The 15,699-nt window shown below is 72.7% G+C and carries 16 protein-coding genes, 1 pseudogene and 1 riboswitch; of the genes and pseudogenes, 8 read left to right on the top strand and 9 right to left on the bottom strand.

From position 1 onward, the window contains the following. Positions 1-221: 221 nt before the first annotated feature. Both OG867_RS24460 and OG867_RS24455 read left to right on the top strand, forming a co-directional pair. Positions 222-851, top strand: a complete 630-nt coding sequence (locus OG867_RS24460) for a DUF4126 domain-containing protein (RefSeq protein WP_328899772.1) — start codon at positions 222-224, stop codon at positions 849-851. A 38-nt stretch (positions 852-889) separates the two neighbouring features. Continuing rightward, the gene (locus OG867_RS24455) at positions 890-2,401 is read left to right on the top strand and encodes a phytoene desaturase family protein (protein WP_406288476.1); all 1,512 of its coding nucleotides are present in this window, start codon (positions 890-892) and stop codon (positions 2,399-2,401) included. A gap of 10 nt (positions 2,402-2,411) precedes the next feature. On the opposite strand, the gene OG867_RS24450 is transcribed toward OG867_RS24455, so the two are convergent. The 6 genes from OG867_RS24450 to OG867_RS24425 form a co-directional block, all read right to left on the bottom strand. Further along, positions 2,412-3,281 (bottom strand): hypothetical protein, encoded by an 870-nt coding sequence (locus tag OG867_RS24450; RefSeq protein WP_406288473.1) that lies wholly within the window; start codon positions 3,279-3,281, stop codon positions 2,412-2,414. Positions 3,282-3,331: 50 nt separating this feature from the next. Beyond that, positions 3,332-4,249, bottom strand: a complete 918-nt coding sequence (gene metF, locus OG867_RS24445) for a methylenetetrahydrofolate reductase [NAD(P)H] (RefSeq protein WP_406288471.1) — start codon at positions 4,247-4,249, stop codon at positions 3,332-3,334. A gap of 150 nt (positions 4,250-4,399) precedes the next feature. Further along, entirely contained in the window at positions 4,400-5,092 is a 693-nt protein-coding gene (gene thiE, locus OG867_RS24440) for a thiamine phosphate synthase (RefSeq protein ID WP_328899776.1), read from the bottom strand. Positions 5,093-5,191: 99 nt separating this feature from the next. Beyond that, positions 5,192-5,557 (bottom strand): Rv2175c family DNA-binding protein, encoded by a 366-nt coding sequence (locus OG867_RS24435; RefSeq protein ID WP_328899777.1) that lies wholly within the window; start codon positions 5,555-5,557, stop codon positions 5,192-5,194. 57 nt (positions 5,558-5,614) lie between these two features. Next, the gene (locus OG867_RS24430) at positions 5,615-6,568 is read right to left on the bottom strand and encodes an IS481 family transposase (RefSeq protein WP_406283230.1); all 954 of its coding nucleotides are present in this window, start codon (positions 6,566-6,568) and stop codon (positions 5,615-5,617) included. A 121-nt stretch (positions 6,569-6,689) separates the two neighbouring features. Further along, positions 6,690-7,922 carry an NAD(P)/FAD-dependent oxidoreductase gene (locus tag OG867_RS24425; protein WP_406288467.1) on the bottom strand — a complete coding sequence of 411 codons (1,233 nt, stop codon included), beginning with the start codon at positions 7,920-7,922 and terminating at the stop codon, positions 6,690-6,692. A gap of 82 nt (positions 7,923-8,004) precedes the next feature. Then, positions 8,005-8,116, top strand: a riboswitch (TPP riboswitch). Between OG867_RS24425 and thiO the strand changes: the two genes are divergently transcribed. The 5 genes and pseudogenes from thiO to OG867_RS24400 form a co-directional block, all read left to right on the top strand. Further along, on the top strand, positions 8,114-9,289 hold the full coding sequence (gene thiO, locus OG867_RS24420; RefSeq protein ID WP_406288464.1) for a glycine oxidase ThiO: 1,176 nt from the start codon (positions 8,114-8,116) through the stop codon (positions 9,287-9,289). (Overlaps the previous riboswitch by 3 nt.) After that, positions 9,286-9,504, top strand: coding sequence for a sulfur carrier protein ThiS (gene thiS / locus OG867_RS24415; protein ID WP_405936375.1), 219 nt, complete (start codon positions 9,286-9,288; stop codon positions 9,502-9,504). The genes thiO and thiS overlap by 4 nt, the downstream gene beginning before the upstream one ends. Before the next feature lie 2 nt (positions 9,505-9,506). Further along, entirely contained in the window at positions 9,507-10,301 is a 795-nt protein-coding gene (locus tag OG867_RS24410) for a thiazole synthase (protein WP_406288462.1), read from the top strand. Between the two features lie 181 nt (positions 10,302-10,482). Next, positions 10,483-12,417: a Stk1 family PASTA domain-containing Ser/Thr kinase gene (gene pknB, locus OG867_RS24405; RefSeq protein WP_406291161.1), complete on the top strand. Its 1,935-nt coding sequence runs from the start codon at positions 10,483-10,485 to the stop codon at positions 12,415-12,417. Positions 12,418-12,425: 8 nt separating this feature from the next. Then, positions 12,426-12,563, top strand: a pseudogene (locus tag OG867_RS24400) (endonuclease IV); the annotation flags it as partial. Positions 12,564-12,592: 29 nt separating this feature from the next. Here the strand turns inward: OG867_RS24400 and OG867_RS24395 are convergent. Beyond that, positions 12,593-13,225 (bottom strand): sulfite oxidase-like oxidoreductase, encoded by a 633-nt coding sequence (locus OG867_RS24395; RefSeq protein ID WP_328899783.1) that lies wholly within the window; start codon positions 13,223-13,225, stop codon positions 12,593-12,595. Between the two features lie 154 nt (positions 13,226-13,379). Between OG867_RS24395 and bfr the strand changes: the two genes are divergently transcribed. Further along, on the top strand, positions 13,380-13,859 hold the full coding sequence (gene bfr / locus OG867_RS24390; protein ID WP_093709197.1) for a bacterioferritin: 480 nt from the start codon (positions 13,380-13,382) through the stop codon (positions 13,857-13,859). A 6-nt stretch (positions 13,860-13,865) separates the two neighbouring features. Here bfr and OG867_RS24385 read toward each other — a convergent pair whose 3' ends face one another. Continuing rightward, positions 13,866-14,102, bottom strand: a complete 237-nt coding sequence (locus tag OG867_RS24385) for a (2Fe-2S)-binding protein (RefSeq protein WP_328899784.1) — start codon at positions 14,100-14,102, stop codon at positions 13,866-13,868. 170 nt (positions 14,103-14,272) lie between these two features. After that, entirely contained in the window at positions 14,273-15,619 is a 1,347-nt protein-coding gene (locus OG867_RS24380; RefSeq protein ID WP_328904294.1) for a class II 3-deoxy-7-phosphoheptulonate synthase, read from the bottom strand. Positions 15,620-15,699: the final 80 nt, after the last annotated feature.

Raw genomic sequence — 15,699 nt, 5'->3', positions numbered from 1 at the left:
TCCGTCGCGCACCCCCGTTCGGAAGGGAGGTGCCGCCCCGCCACCGCCGCCCCGTGCCGGCGGTGGCGGGGCGGCGCCCCTTCCGTGGACACCCACTCTGCCGTTCCGGCAGGTCACGGCCATCCGTGCGGCTACTCATCCCGCGCTCTGAGTACGGGTACTCAGAGCCGGGTTTCACGCGCACTGCCGGAGGGCCAGACCCGCTGGCTACGATCGCCTGCGTGTCGGTACTCCCTCTGGTGTTCACAAGCGGCTGGGCGAGCGGGATCAACGCGTACGCGGTGGTCCTCCTGCTCGGCATATTCGGCGCGACCGGTGTCAGCGACGAGGTGCCCGCCTCGCTCCAGCGCACGGACGTGCTCGTCGTCGTCGCGGTCCTCTTCCTCTGCGAGGTGGTCGCCGACAAGGTCCCCTACGTCGACACCGCGTGGGACGCGGTGCACACGGTCGTCAGGCCGGTGATGGGCGCGGTCGTCGCGGCCCTGCTGGCCGGCGAGAGCGGTTCGCTCCCGGAGATCGCGGCCGGGGCCATCGGGGGCTCGACCGCCCTGGTGAGCCATCTGGTGAAGGCCGGGACGCGGATGGCGGTCAACACCTCCCCCGAGCCCTTCAGCAACATCGCGCTGAGCGCCGCCGAGGACCTGGGCGTCGCGGGCATCGTCACCTTCGCGATCTTCCATCCGTGGATAGCCGCCACCCTCGCCGGGACACTCCTGGTCGTGGGTCTCGCGCTCGTGATCTTCCTGGCCTCCCGCATCCGCCGGTTCTGGCGCCGCAGGGCGCGGCGCCGCGAGGAGAAGCGCGGGGTGCGGCAGCCCGTCATCCCCCCTTCCGGCGCTCCCTGGGGCTGACGGCGGGGCTGTAGGTGGCGGCCGTTAAGGTCGCCTGCATGGCACGAATTGCGGTGATCGGCGCCGGGATGGGCGCCATGGCGGCGGCGGCCCGGCTGGCCGTGGCAGGCCACCGGGTGACGGTGTACGAGCGGTCCCGGACGTACGGCGGCTCGCTCGGGCAGTACGCCGACGAGGGCTTCACGTTCGACACCGGCCCCGGACTCCTCCACCTCCCCGCGGTCTACCGCGACCTGTTCGTGAAGACCGGCAAGGAGCCGCTGGAGCGGTGCGTCACGCTGAGCCAGGTGGATCCGGCGAGCCGGCACCTGTTCGCGGACGGCACCTCCGTGTCCCTGCCGAACGCCTCGCGCGCCGGGACCGTCGCCGCCCTGGACGCCGCGCTCGGCGGTGGGGCGGGTGCGAAGTGGGGGGCCTTCCTCGACCGGGCCCGGGATGCCTGGGACCGCTCGCGGCGGCCGCTCCTGGAGGAGCCCCTGCGCCCCGACTGGCAGGTGCTGGGCCGTGACCCGTATCCGGCCGAGGAGCACCGGCGGCTGCTGCGCCCGGCGCGGCGGGCCGGGACGGTGGCGGAGGTCGGCGCCCGGGAGCTGGCGGACCCCCGGCTGGCGGCCCTCCTCGACGGATACGCCCTCGGGTACGGCCTGGACCCCTCGCGCGCCCCGGCGGGCGCGGCGCTCCTGCCGTACATGGAGGAGACGTTCGGCGCCTGGTACGTGAGCGGCGGCATGCGGGCGCTGGCCCGGGCGGTGTACGAGCGGTGCCTGGCCCGGAAGGTGGAGTTCGTCTTCGGCGCCGAGGTGGCCCGGGTCGTGGCGAAGGACGGCCGCGCGGCGGGCGTGGAACTGGCGGACGGGACGGTCGCGGAGGCCGCCCACGTGGTGCTCGGGGCCCGGCCGTGGCCCGGACTGGTGCCGGGTCAGGAGCTGTGGGCCGACGGGGATGTGACGGTCCGTGCGGACGGGGCGGGGGCGAGCGGCCGGTTCGTGGTGATGCTGTCGCTGCGCGGCGGGCGGCCCGCGGACGCCGTGCACCGGACCGTGGTGCACCCGGCGGACGGGGCGGCCGAGCGCGCGGCGGTGTTCGGGGGCCGGATCGCCGCGCACCCGACGGTGACGGTGCTGCGCCCCGACGATCCGTCGACCCGCCCCGACGCGGAGCACGAGGCGGTGACGCTGGTGGCGACGGTGGCCCCGCACGGCCCGGTGGACTGGACGGACGAGGCGCTGCGGGCCCGGTTCGCGGAGACGCTGACCGGGGTGGCGGGCGCGGCGGTGCCGGGCCTGCGGGAGCGGGTGCTGCGGACGCGGGTGCGGACGCCCGCCGAGACCGCCGCGGACACGGGTGCCGAGGGCGGTGCCGTGCCGCCGCCTGCGCTGGGCGGTGCCGGGGGCGCCTTCCTGCACGCCGCCAACCGGACCCGGCTGCCGGGCCTGTTGCTGGCCGGCGGCTGGTCGCATCCGGGCGGCGGACTGGCGCACGCGGGCATGTCCGGGGCGCTGGTCGCGGGGACCGTGGTGGAGGGGGAGGACTTCCGCGGCTCGCGGTGAGCCGGGCACCTCAGTAGCGGTACTGCTCGTTGTAGCCGGTGTCGTAGCCGTTCGGGTACGGGGCGGGCTGGGCGGCGGGCTGCTGCGGGTACTGCTCGCCCTCGCGCTGCTGCGGCACCCAGACGCCGCCCGGCGGGGTCTCCGATCCGTAGCCGTCGGCCTGCGCGTACGGGTCGGCGTACTGCTGCTGGCCGCCGTAGCCGTCGTAGTTCCCGTAGCCGTCGTACGTGCCGTACTGCGGGGTGCTCGCGGTGGTGCCGATGTACGGGTCGGAGTAGGCGGCGTAGCTCTGCTGATCGGTGCCGTAGTCGTACTGCCCGGCTCCGGCGTAGGTGTCCTGACCCTGGGGCTGGTGGGCCGGGTACCCGTAGGGGTCGTACGCCTCGTGGCCCTGCGCGGCCTGGGGCTCCTGGGCCGGGCGGGGCGGCGCGGGTTCGGTGTAGATGCCGTACTGCCCGGTGTCCTCGGGCATCGGCTCGGTCGCGTAGACGGCTGCGGGGCCAGGGGCGGACGGCGGGGCGGCCGGGGCGTCGGGGGCGCCACCCTCGTACTCCACCTCCAGGTCCGAGACCTCCAGGGTGGGCTTGCGTGCGGCCGCACCGCGCCGGCGGCGGCTCTCCCCGGGCTTGCCCCCTATCGCCCAGCCGGTGGAGAAGCCCTTGCGGAACGAGAGCGTGACGTAGGTCTGGCCGGTGGCGAAGGCGACCGCGCCGAGGGCGATGACGGGTACGGACGGCACCAGGACGCCGATCACCACACCGAGGAAGCCGGTGAAGGCGAGGAGGCGCCAGCGCAGCCGCGCCTTGTACTGCAGCAGCACTTCGCCGAGCAGCCACAGCGCGACGACACCGAACGCGATGTAGAGGACCGTCCAGCCCATGCCCGCCCCCTTCTACGGCCACCGCCCCGGATGGTGGCGGGTACGGCCGGTCACGACTGCTTGTGCAGTCCGAGATTCTCGTAGATCTCGAGCGTCGCAGTCGAGTTGTTCAGCGTGATGAAGTGCAGTCCGGGCACGCCCTCGGAGAGCAGCTTCGCGCTGAACCGCGTTGCGAAGTCGATGCCAATGGAGCGTACAGCGGCGGCGTCGTCCTTGGCGGCGAGGATGCGCTCTTTCAGGTCGTCGGGCAGCGCCGCGTCGCTGAGCTGGGAAAGCCGCTCCAACTGCCGGACGTTGGTGACCGGCAGGACCTCGGGGATGACCGGGGTTTCGCAACCCGCCGCGACCACCCTGTCACGCATCCGGAGATATGCCGCGGGGTCGAAGAACATCTGCGTGATCGCGTAGTCGGCGCCCGCGCGGCACTTGTCCACGAAGTGGCGGACGTCGGTGTCCCAGTCGTCGGAGCGCGGGTGCCGCTCGGGGAACGCCGCGACGCCCACGCAGAAGTCGCCGGCCTCCTTGATCAGCCGGACCAGGTCCGCCGCGTACTTCACGCCCTGCGGGTGCTCGACCCAGGGGCCCATCGGGTCGCCCGGCGGGTCTCCGCGCACGGCGAGGATGTTCCGGATGCCGGCGTCCGCGTACTGGCCGACCATGTTGCGCAGCTCGGCGATCGAGTGGTTGACCGCCGTGAGGTGCGCGACCGGGGTGAGCGTGGACTCGGCGGCGATGTCCTGGGTGGCCTTCACCGTGCCGGTGCGGGTGGAGCCGCCGGCTCCGTACGTCACCGAGACGAAGCTCGGGGCGACGGCCTCGACCCGGCGCAGCGCGTTCCACAGGTTGCGCTCGCCCTTCTCGGTCTTGGGCGCCCAGAACTCGAACGAGTACGAGGTCTTGCCGGTCGCGAGCATCTCACGCACGGTGCGCGCGTGATCTGTCCTGGTGGAAGGTGTGCCAAGGGCCATATGGGCAGGTTAACCAGGGCGGGGCGGGCCCCCAACCCAAGCAGAGTCATTTGCCGGAATTGACTGGTTCTTGTCCATCCTTCGGACAGATTCGTCCCAGGACCGGCCCGGGCTCGGCCCGGGCAGCCGCTTCGGAAGCGGCCGTCCCCGTCAGGCTCCGGCGCGCTCGCGGACCCGTCGCGCCAGCTCGGCGGCGGCGGCACCCGGGTCGGACGCCTCCGTCAGGGCCCGTACGACGACGATCCGGCGGGCCCCGGCGTCCAGCACCTGGTCGAGGTTGTCCGCGTCGATGCCCCCGATGGCGAACCAGGGGCGGGCCGGGGCGAGCGAGGCGGCGTACCGCACGAGGTCCAGGCCGGGGGCGTGGCGGCCGGGCTTGGTGGGGGTTGGCCAGCAGGGGCCGGTGCAGAAGTAGTCCACGCCGGGCTCGGTGACGGCGGCGTCGACCTCGGCCTCGGCGTGCGTGGAGCGGCCGATGACCGGCTCGGCGCCGATGATCGCGCGGGCGGCGGGCACGGGCAGGTCGCCCTGGCCCAGGTGCAGCACGTCGGCGCCGATGGCGTGAGCCACGTCCGCCCGGTCGTTGACGGCGAGGAGCTTGCCGTGACGCTTGCAGGCGTCCGCGAGGACCGCGAGGTGGTCGAGCTCCTCGCCCGCCTCCATGCCCTTGTCGCGGAGCTGGACGATGTCCACGCCGCCGGCGAGGACCGCGTCGAGGAAGTCGGGCAGGTCGCCCTGGCGCCTGCGCGCGTCCGTGCACAGGTAGAGCCGGGCGTCGGACAGCGGCGTGCCAGGCGTTGCGGACCAGACGGGACTTTCCGGATACGGCCTCGGCGTGGACATGGTGCGGTTCCCCCCCGGGGAAGACGGTGACGGCGGATCAGGGTACGGCGCGGGGCAGCGGGCCGCCCGCTCGGGCGATGCGGCCCGCTGCCCGGCCGGTCAGACGGCGAGCGCCTGGGCGCGGCGCTTCACCTCCGTGCCGCGATTCTCACTCAGTGCCTGCGCGGGCGTGCCCGGCAGGGACGGGTCGGTGGTGAAGAGCCATTCGAGCATCTCCTCGTCGGAGTAGCCGTCGTCCCTCAGGAGCGTCAGGGTCCCGGAGAGGCCCTTTACCACCTTGTCGCCGTCGATGAAGGCGGCGGGCACCTGAAGCGTCCGGTTCTCCCCACGGCGTACGGCGATGAGCTGGCCCTCCTTGACCAGCTGCCGCACACGCGTCACCTCGACATCGAGCATTTCCGCGATGTCGGGCAGGTGGAGCCAGGCGGGGACGAGTGCATCGGTCTTTGCGTCAATCTCGGTCACGGGACAAGCCTGCCATCCCGGACTGACAGCCGAAACCCGGACTCGGCTCTTCAGGCCCTAGGTGTACTGACCCGTGAGGTTAGGGACGCGGCTGGCGGGTGGTTGGCCCTTGAGCGCGGTGTGTCCGCGGTGGTGATTGTAGGTGTGGAGCCATTGTGGGAACGCGTCGCGGCGTTCTTGTTCTGATCGGTAGGGGCGTGCGTAGGCCCATTCGTCGAGCAGGGTGCGGTTGAGGCGTTCGACCTTGCCGTTGGTCTGGGGGCGGTAGGGGCGGGTGCGTTTGTGGGCGATCCCGGCCGCTGCGAGCGTGTCGCGCCAGGTGTGGGACTTGTAGCAGGAGCCGTTGTCGGTCAGGACGCGTTCGACGGTGATGCCTGCGCTGGTGAAGTAGGCGTGGGCGCGGGTCCAGAAGGCGGTGGCGGTTTCCTTCTTCTCGTCGGTGAGGATCTCGCTGTAGGCGAGGCGGGAGTGGTCGTCGACGGCGGTGTGGATGTAGCTGTAGCCGGCGTTCGAGCGGGTCTTGCGGCCGGCCTGGCGGCCCAGGGCCTTGTGGCCTCCGCCGTCGGGGATGTTGCCGAGCTTCTTGATGTCGACGTGTACGAGTTCGCCGGGGCGGTCGCGTTCGTAGCGGCGTATGACGTGTCCGGTGGCGCGGTCGAGGTGGGTGAGGCGGGCCAGGCCGAAGCGGACCAGCACGCGGTGGACGGTGGAGGGGACCAGGCCCAGCAGGTGGGCGATGCGGGCCGGTCCCCACCGGCGCAGGAGTCGGACCTTGATGATCCGGCGTTCGGTGCGGGTCGGGGTCCGTCGTGGGCTGTGGTGGGGGCGGGAGGAGCGGTCGGTCATGCCGGCCTCGCCGAGGTCCCGGTAGCGGCTCGCCCATCGTTGGGCGGTGGTGGGTGAGACCTGGAAGCGCTCGGCCGCCCGCCGCAGGGGCCAGCCGTCCTCGACGACGCAGTGGGCCAGACGCAGGCGGCCGGTCTCGGTCAGGGGTGCATTACGGTGGGGCACGAGGGCCTTTCTGGTCGGTGCAGATGTCGCAATCCACACCGAACCCGGAAGGCCCTCACCCGTTCAAGATCCCTCAGCCGAGATATGGCTCACCCGTCCACAACCTCCTCGGACAGAACACCTAGGGCAGGACCGCCGACTTGAGCGGTACGGAGGGGTCTGCGGCCCGGTCCGCGTCGATCCGGGCCCTCGCCTCGACGAGCCGGCGCCCCTGGGCCAGGTCGCGCGGGCGGCTCACCGCGAGCACCGCGACCAGGTCGCCGTCGCGCAGCCAGCACACCGACCAGGCGGGCCCGGCCGGGTCGCCGCGCCACAGCAGGGTGTCCGCGTCCGCGTGGTGTCCGGCGTACTGCACGAACCGGCCGAACTGCTCGGACCAGAAGTAGGGCACGGGGTCGTACGGCGGGATGCCGGCGCCCTCCGTCGCGATGTGCGCGGCGGCGGTCCTGGGCCCCTGGAGGGCGTTGTCCCAGTGGTGGACGACCAGGCGGGTGCCGTAGCGGGCCGAGGGGAAGGAGGCGCAGTCGCCGACCGCGTACACATCCGGCAGCGAGGTGCGCAGCGCCGCGTCGGCGGTCACCGAGCCCTCGGGCCCGAGCGCGATGCCGGAGCCGGCGAGCCAGCCGGTGGCGGGGCGGGCGCCGATGCCGACGACGACCGCGCCGGCCGGGAGGGTGCGCCCGTCGGCGAGGACCACCGTGCCGGGCTCGACGCGGGCGACCCGGGCGCCGGTGAGGAGCCGGGCGCCGCTCTCCTCGTACCAGGCGGTCATCGGGGCGGCGACCTCGGCGGGCAGGGCACCGGCCAGGGGTCGGTCCGCGGCCTCCACGACGGTGACCTCGCAGCCGGCGGCACGGGCGGCGGTGGCGAACTCGGCGCCGATCCAGCCGGCGCCGACGACCACGACGGGGTGCCCGGCTTCGAGGACGGGGCGCAGCCGGGCCGCGTCGTCCAGGGTGCGCAGCAGGTGGACGCCGGGGACCCCGGCGGAGCCGGGCAGGGCGACGGGTTCGGCGCCGGTGGCGAGGACCAGGACGTCGTAGGGGACCGGGCCCTCGGAGGTGTCGAGTTCGTGGTCTCCGGCGCGGACTCCGGTGACCTCGCAGCCCAGGCGCAGGGCGATGTCCAGCCCCTCGAAGTCGATGTCGAAGGCGGACTCCTCGGCCTTGCCGAGCAGCACCGCCTTGGACAGCGGGGGCCGGTCGTAGGGTTGGTGGGGTTCGGCGCCGATCAGCGTGACGGGGCCGGTGAAGCCCTGTTCCCGCAGGGCGACGGCGGTCTGCACGCCCGCCATGCCCGCGCCCGCGACGACGACCCGGCGTTCCGTCCGCTCTGCCCGCTGCTGCTCGCTCACCTGTCCACCCTACGTAGCTGACGATCCATCAGGAAGAGCGCCCCCTATCCGGTCCGCCGGGTGAGGTCGTTAGGCTGGCCACCGTAAGACACGCGGGAGCCCGGGCGCACCGGGCTGAGAGGGAGGCTGGCGGCCTCCGACCGTACGAACCTGATCCGGGTCATGCCGGCGAAGGGAGGGGCTGGACACCCATGCGCACCCATCCCACCGAAGGGTCCGACGTCCTCGTCATCGGGGGCGGCGTCATCGGCCTGGTGACCGCCTGGCGGGCCACGCGGCGCGGTCTGACCGTCGCGCTCGCCGACCCCGAGCCGGGCGGCGGAGCGGCCCGGGTCGCGGCCGGGATGCTGGCCGCCGTCACCGAACTGCACTACGGCGAGGAGACACTGCTCGGGCTCAACCTCGCCTCGGCCCGGCGCTATCCGTCGTTCACGGCCGAGCTGGAGGAGGCGAGCGGGCAGGACATCGGCTTCCGCGCCTGCGGCACCCTGGCCGTCGCGCTCGACGCGGACGACCGCGCCCATCTGCGCGAGCTCCACGAGCTGCAACGCCGCTCGGGCCTGGAGTCGGAGTGGCTGACCGGGCGCGAGTGCCGCCGCCTGGAACCGATGCTCGCCCCGGGCGTGCGCGGCGGCCTCCGGGTGGACGGCGACCACCAGGTCGACCCGCGCCGCCTCGCCGCCGCGCTGCTCACCGCGTGCGAACGGGCCGGAGTGGTCTTCCACCGCCACCGCGCCGACCGGCTCTCCGTGGTCGCGGACCGGGCCGTGGGGGCCGTGCTCGACAACGGTACGGAGGTGGCCGCCGATCAGGTCGTGCTCGCCGGGGGCAGCCTCAGCGGCCGGCTCGCCGGGGTCCCCGCCCACGTCCTGCCGCCGGTGCGCCCGGTCAAGGGCCAGGTGCTGCGCCTCACCGTGCCCCCGGCGTACGCCCCCTTCCTCTCGCGCACCGTGCGCGCGGTGGTCCGGGGCAGCCACGTCTACCTCGTACCGCGCGAGAACGGTGAGCTGGTCGTCGGCGCCACCACCGAGGAGATGGGCTGGGACACCACCGTCACCGCGGGCGGGGTCTACGAGCTGCTGCGCGACGCCCACGAGCTGGTGCCCGGCATCACCGAGCTGCCGCTCACCGAGACCCGCGCCGGCCTGCGCCCCGCGTCGCCCGACAACGCCCCGCTGCTCGGCCGCACCGCGCTGCCCGGCCTCCACCTCGCCACCGGCCACGGCCGCAACGGCGTGCTGCTCACCCCCGTCACCGGGGACGCCATGGCGTCGCTGCTGGCCGGCGGCGAGCCGCCCGAGGCGGTCCGCCCCTTCTCCCCCGGCCGGTTCGCCCCGGTCCCCGCACCCCAGGAGCAGCCCGCATGACCGAGCCCACCCCGCTCACCGTGTCCGTGAACGGCGCCCCGGCCGCCGTCGCGCCGGGCACCACCCTGGACGCCCTGGTCGCGACGCTGACCGACGCGACGGCGGGGGTGGCCGCCGCACTCAACGAGACCGTGGTGCCGCGTGGCCAGTGGCCCGCCGCCGCGCTCGCCGACGGCGACCGGGTCGAGGTCCTGACCGCGGTCCAGGGAGGCTGACGATGTCCGACGATCTGCTCACCCTCGGCGGCAGCGACTTCGCCTCCCGGCTGATCATGGGCACGGGCGGGGCGCCCAGCCTGGACGTGCTGGAGCGGTCTCTGATCGCGTCCGGCACCGAGCTGACCACCGTCGCGATGCGCCGCCTCGACCCGACCGTGCAGGGCTCGGTGCTCTCCGTACTGCGGAAGCTGTCCATCCGGGTGCTGCCGAACACCGCCGGCTGCTACACCGCCGGGGAGGCCGTGCTCACCGCCCGGCTGGCCCGTGAGGCGCTGGGCACGGACTGGGTGAAGCTGGAGGTGGTGGCCGACGAGCGGACGCTGCTGCCGGACCCGGTCGAGCTGCTGGACGCCGCCGAGATCCTGGTGGACGACGGATTCACGGTGCTGCCGTACACCAACGACGACCCGGTCCTGGCCCGGAAGCTGGAGGACGTGGGGTGTGCGGCGGTCATGCCGCTCGGCTCCCCCATCGGCTCGGGCCTGGGCATCCGCAACCCGCACAACTTCCAGCTGATCACCGAGCGGGCCGGGGTGCCGGTGATCCTGGACGCCGGCGCCGGGACCGCGTCGGACGCGGCGCTCGCGATGGAGCTGGGCTGCTCGGCGGTGATGCTCGCCTCGGCGGTGACCCGGGCCCAGGAGCCGGAGCTGATGGCCGCCGCGATGCGGCACGCGGTGGAGGGCGGGCGGCTCGCGCACCGGGCCGGACGCATCCCGCGCCGCCACTTCGCGGAGGCGTCGTCGCCGACGGCCGGGCGGGCGGTGCTCGATCCGGAGCGGCCGGCGTTCTGAGGGCGAAGGGCCGCCCGGTCCGGACCAACGTGCCGAAATCCACAGTTCCGGAGCCTGGGAGCCGTGGGAAGCCGGGATTCCGGGCTCGGGCGGCGCGCCCCTGTCACGGCTCGGCTTCAGTCCTGCGCCGGGTTCGCTGCACAGCGGCGGGCCTGTCCGCGGCGGCTCGTAGACTCGCATGGTGGATACGACCCTCCAGGACCCCCTCGTCGGGCAGCTGCTCGACGGCCGCTACCGCGTCGATGCCCGCATCGCCGTGGGCGGCATGGCCACGGTCTACCGGGCCATGGACATGCGGCTCGACCGGGTGCTCGCCCTCAAGGTGATGCACCCGGCGCTGGCGACCGACGCCTCGTTCGTCGAGCGCTTCATCCGCGAGGCCAAGTCGGTGGCGCATCTCGCCCACCCCAACGTGGTCGGGGTCTTCGACCAGGGCGCCCAGGGTCAGTACGTCTATCTGGCCATGGAGTACGTCGCCGGGTGCACGCTGCGCGATGTGCTGAGCGAGCGCGGCGCGCTCCGCCCCCGGGCCGCGCTGGACATCCTGGAATCGGTCCTCGCCGCCCTCGGCGCGGCGCACCGGGCGGGCTTCGTGCACCGCGACATGAAGCCGGAGAACGTGCTGATCGGGGACGACGGCCGGGTCAAGGTCGCCGACTTCGGCCTGGTCCGGGCCGTGGACACGGTCACGAACACCACCGGGACAATCCTCGGCACCGTCTCGTACCTGGCCCCGGAGCAGATCGAGCACGGCACGGCGGACACCCGCGCCGACGTGTACGCCTGCGGCGTCGTGCTGTACGAGATGCTGACCGGCGCCAAGCCGCGTGACGGGGAGTCCGCCGCCCAGGTCATCTACCAGCATCTGCACGAGGACGTGCCGCCCCCGTCCGCCGTCGTCCCCGGCCTCGCGCCCGAGCTGGACGCGCTGGTGGCGAGCGCCACCGCCCGGGACCCGGAGGCCCGCCCGTTCGACGCGGTGGTGCTGCTCGCCGGGGCCCGCCGGACGCGCGCCGCCCTCACGGACGCGCAGCTCGACGCCGTACCGCCGCAGGCGCTGCCGGAGCCAGGACCGGACGGCGGGGCGGAGCGGTCCGACGCGCGGACGACGGTGATCCCGCGGGTCCTGCCCAGGGACCTGGGCACCGCCCACCACACCAGCCGGCTGGAGATGCCCCCGCCCCCGCAGCACCCGCTGCCGCCCCGCCGGACCGGGCCGCTCGGCGGCGCCCGGCGCGGGCTGATCGCGGCGGTCCTGGCGGTGCTCGTCGTCCTGGGCGTCGGCGGCGGCGTCTGGTACATCAACTCCGGACAGTTCACGAAGGTCCCCTCGCTCCTGGGCCAGACCGAGAAGACGGCCAAGGAGCGGCTCTCCGGCGCCGGCCTGGAGCTGAAGGGCGTGGAGCGGGCCTTCAGCGACACCGTCGACCGGGGCAAGGTGATGAGCAGCGACCCCGAGTCCGGCGCCCGGATCAGGGGCAACGGCTCGGTCTCGCTCGTCGTCTCGCGCGGCCCCGAGATCATCCAGGTGCCCGATGTCGCGGGCGACCGGCTCGCCGACGCCAGGCAGCGGCTGAAGAAGGCGGGCCTGCTCCCGGGCATGGTCACCAAGGAGTTCAGCGAGGACGTGGCGGCCGGCGAGGTGCTGCGTACGGATCCGGAGGCGGGCACCGACCGCCACCCGGACTCGGCGGTCGCGATCGTCGTCTCCAAGGGCAGCCGCGTCGACGTCCCCGATGTCACCGGACTCTCCGTCGACGACGCCACGGACACGCTGGCCGACGAGGGCCTGAAGGTGAAGGTGAAGCCCGGCCGGGTGCACTCGCCGGAGGACGAGGGCGACGTCGCCGTCCAGTCACCGAAGGAGGGCGACGAGGCGGCCGAGGGCGACACCGTGACGCTGACGATCTCCGACGGGCCACGCATGGCCGACGTGCCGGACGTGGTCGGTATGGACGTGGACGACGCCGAGGACGAGCTGAAGGCCGCGGGCTTCGACGTCAAGGTCGACCGCGGCTTCCTCTCCTTCAGCGACAAGGTCTCCAGCCAGTCCGTGGACGGCGGCGACCGGGCCCCCGAGGGCAGCACCATCACCATCAAGACCAAGGGACTGTAGAGATCCGTATGCGCAACCCAGTCGGCGGCCGTGTCCCCGTGACCGGCGGTCTCGCCGAAGTCGGTCTCCCCCACACCCGCGGGGTGGGCGCCGAGGCCGTCCAGGTCTTCGTCGCCGACCCGCGCGGCTGGGCCACCCGGTCCGGCGCGGGTTCAGAGACGGTGCGGGGCCCGGTTCAGAGTTCGGGGCCGTCCCCGGGCTCCTCCTGGTAGGAGTAGCGCTGTTCCTGCCAGGGGTCGCCGATGTTGTGGTAGCCGCGTTCCTCCCAGAAGCCGCGGCGGTCGGCGGTCATGTACTCGATACCCCGGACCCACTTGGGGCCCTTCCACGCGTACAGATGGGGGACGGCGAGCCGGAGCGGGAAGCCGTGTTCGGCGGTGAGCAGTTCGCCGCCCTTGTGGGTGGCGAACAGGGTCCGGTCGGTGAGGAAGTCGTCCAGCCGGAGGTTGGAGCTGAAGCCGTACTCGGCCCAGACCATCACATGCGTGACCTGAGGGGCGGGCGGCGCGAGGGCGACCACGTCGCGCGCGAGCACACCGCCCCACTCGGCGCCGAGCATGCTGAATTTCGTGACGCAGTGGAGATCGGCGACGACCGAGGAGAACGGCAGCGCCGAGAATTCCTCGTGGTTCCAGCAGTGCTTCTCGCCGTCCGCGGTCGCGCCGAAGACGCGGAATTCCCAGCGTTCCGGTTTGAACTTGGGGACGGGCCCGTAGTGGGTCACCGGCCACCCACGCTGCAGCCGCTGGCCCGGCGGAAGCTCGGACTGCTCTGACGCGCGGTGTTCCCGGCTTTCCGGCTGACCCATGACTCCATGGTGACAGACAGGCGGGGGTGGTCGTGACCAGGGCGGAGGCTATTCGGGCAACTCGTACTAAGCATGCACTTACTGGACGGTTACCGGGTCCGGTGCGAGGATGCCGCCAACGTGCCCAGTTCACCGGTTGGAAGGAGCCTCTGCGATGCAGGGCGACCCCGAGGTCATCGAGTTCCTGAATGAACAGCTGACCGCCGAATTGACTGCCATCAACCAGTACTTCCTGCACGCGAAGATGCAGGACAACTTCGGCTGGACGAAGCTGGCGAAATACACGCGCGCCGAGTCCTTCGACGAGATGAAGCACGCGGAGATCCTGACCGACCGCATTCTCTTCCTCGACGGTCTGCCGAACTACCAGCGGCTGTTCCATGTACGGGTCGGCCAGACGGTCACCGAGATGTTCCAGGCCGACCGGCAGGTCGAGGTCGAGGCGATCGACCGCCTCAAGCGCGGGATCGAGCTGATGCGCAACAAGGGCGACATCACGTCGGCGAACATCTTCGAGTCGATCCTCGCGGACGAGGAGCACCACATCGACTATCTCGACACCCAGCTCGACCTGGTCGAGAAGCTGGGCGAGCCGCTGTACATCGCGCAGCTCATCGAGCAGCCGGAGAGCTGACCGCGCTCAGGCGGCTTCGGGGAGCCCTTCCACCGGAGCGGTGGCGGGCGTCTGCTTCTGCTCCAGGAGCTCGCGGCGCGGGCAGGCGCCCCGGCCGAGCATCGCCTGGATGGTGCGGACGCAGCCGCCGCAGTCCGTGCCGGCCTTGGAGGCGGAGGCGATCTGGCGGGGCGTGCAGGCCCCGGCCGCCGCATGGTCCTTGACCTGCTGCTCCGTAACGCCGAAGCACGAGCAGACGTACATGCGGTTCACCTCCCGGGCGGGGACGGGTCGTGGGCGCCGCCCCGATGATCGGTGAGGCTAACCTAACCTTACCTGTCGCGCCCGGGTGGCAAAAGCCCGTGAACGCCCTGTGGGGCACGGATCACATCGATCCGTGCCCCACAGTCGTACGGTGCCGCCTGCCGCGGCCCTTACTGGTCGCGGTACATCTCGGCGACGAGGAAGGCCAGGTCGAGCGACTGGCTGCGGTTGAGCCGGGGGTCGCAGGCCGTCTCGTAGCGCTGGTGGAGGTCGTCCACGAAGATCTCGTGGCCGCCGCCGACGCACTCGGTGACGTCGTCGCCGGTCAGCTCGACGTGGATGCCGCCGGGGTGCGTGCCGAGGCCCTTGTGCACCTCGAAGAAGCCCTTGACCTCGTCCAGGACGTCGTCGAAGCGGCGCGTCTTGTGGCCGGAGGCCGCCTCGAAGGTGTTGCCGTGCATCGGGTCGGTCACCCAGGCGACGGTGGCACCGGAGGCGGTGACCTTCTCGACCAGCTCGGGCAGCTTGTCGCGGACCTTGTCGGCGCCCATCCGGACGATGAAGGTCAGCCGGCCGGGCTCGCGCTCGGGGTCGAGGCGCTCGATGTAGCCCAGGGCCTCGTCCACGGTGGTCGTCGGGCCGAGCTTGATCCCGATCGGGTTGCGGACCCGGGCGGCGAACTCGATGTGCGCCCCGTCCATCTGGCGGGTGCGCTCACCGATCCACACCATGTGGCCCGAGGTGTCGTACAGGTGGCCGGTGCGCGAGTCGGTGCGGGTCAGCGCCGTCTCGTAGTCCAGCAGCAGGGCCTCGTGCGAGGCGTAGAACTCGACGGCCTTGAACTCGGCGGGGTCGGTGCCGCACGCCTTCATGAAGTTCAGCGCGTTGTCGATCTCGCGGGCCAGGGCCTCGTAGCGCTGGCCGGACGGGGACGACTTCACGAAGTCCTGGTTCCACGCGTGCACCTGGCGCAGGTCGGCGTAACCGCCGGTGGTGAAGGCGCGCACGAGGTTCAGCGTGGAGGCGGACGCGTGGTACATCCGCTTCAGGCGCTCGGGGTCGGGGACGCGCTCGGCCTCGGTGAAGGCGAAGCCGTTGACGGAGTCGCCCCGGTAGGTCGGCAGGGTCACGCCGTCGCGGGTCTCGGTCGGCTTGGAGCGCGGCTTGGAGTACTGGCCGGCGATCCGGCCGACCTTGACGACGGGCACGGAGGCCGCGTAGGTGAGGACGGCGCTCATCTGGAGCAGCGTCTTCAGCTTGGCGCGGATGTGCTCGGCCGACACGGCGTCGAATGCCTCGGCGCAGTCTCCGCCCTGCAAGAGGAACGCCTCGCCCTTGGCGACGGCTCCCAGACGGGCACGCAGCTGGTCGCACTCGCCCGCGAAGACGAGCGGCGGATACGACGCGAGGTCCGCGAGTACATCGCGCAGGGCCTCGGAGTCGGGGTACTCGGGCTGCTGCGCCGCGGGAAGGTCTCGCCAGGTGTTGCCACCGGCGACGGAGGTATTGGCGTTCACGGTCACGGCGTCCACATTACGGGGTCGCGCCCGCTCCCCTTCCCGGTTGCCCAGTCACTGAGACGGACGTCTCGCCACGG

The organism is Streptomyces sp. NBC_00209 (assembly GCF_045206345.1).
Lineage (GTDB): Bacteria > Actinomycetota > Actinomycetes > Streptomycetales > Streptomycetaceae > Streptomyces.
Note: the sequence above shows the minus strand (reverse complement) of the source record. Positions and strands in the feature narration are given on the sequence as shown.

What these genes read in the sequence shown, in the direction of transcription:
- OG867_RS24455 (WP_406288476.1), top strand. Translation starts at nt 890, where the DNA reads ATGGCACGAATTGCGGTGATCGGCGCCGGGATGGGCGCCATGGCGGCG.
- OG867_RS24450 (WP_406288473.1), bottom strand. Translation starts at nt 3,281, where the DNA reads ATGGGCTGGACGGTCCTCTACATCGCGTTCGGTGTCGTCGCGCTGTGG.
- metF (WP_406288471.1), bottom strand. Translation starts at nt 4,249, where the DNA reads ATGGCCCTTGGCACACCTTCCACCAGGACAGATCACGCGCGCACCGTG.
- thiE (WP_328899776.1), bottom strand. Translation starts at nt 5,092, where the DNA reads ATGTCCACGCCGAGGCCGTATCCGGAAAGTCCCGTCTGGTCCGCAACG.
- thiO (WP_406288464.1), top strand. Translation starts at nt 8,114, where the DNA reads ATGCGCACCCATCCCACCGAAGGGTCCGACGTCCTCGTCATCGGGGGC.
- thiS (WP_405936375.1), top strand. Translation starts at nt 9,286, where the DNA reads ATGACCGAGCCCACCCCGCTCACCGTGTCCGTGAACGGCGCCCCGGCC.
- OG867_RS24410 (WP_406288462.1), top strand. Translation starts at nt 9,507, where the DNA reads ATGTCCGACGATCTGCTCACCCTCGGCGGCAGCGACTTCGCCTCCCGG.
- OG867_RS24395 (WP_328899783.1), bottom strand. Translation starts at nt 13,225, where the DNA reads ATGGGTCAGCCGGAAAGCCGGGAACACCGCGCGTCAGAGCAGTCCGAG.
- bfr (WP_093709197.1), top strand. Translation starts at nt 13,380, where the DNA reads ATGCAGGGCGACCCCGAGGTCATCGAGTTCCTGAATGAACAGCTGACC.
- OG867_RS24385 (WP_328899784.1), bottom strand. Translation starts at nt 14,102, where the DNA reads ATGTACGTCTGCTCGTGCTTCGGCGTTACGGAGCAGCAGGTCAAGGAC.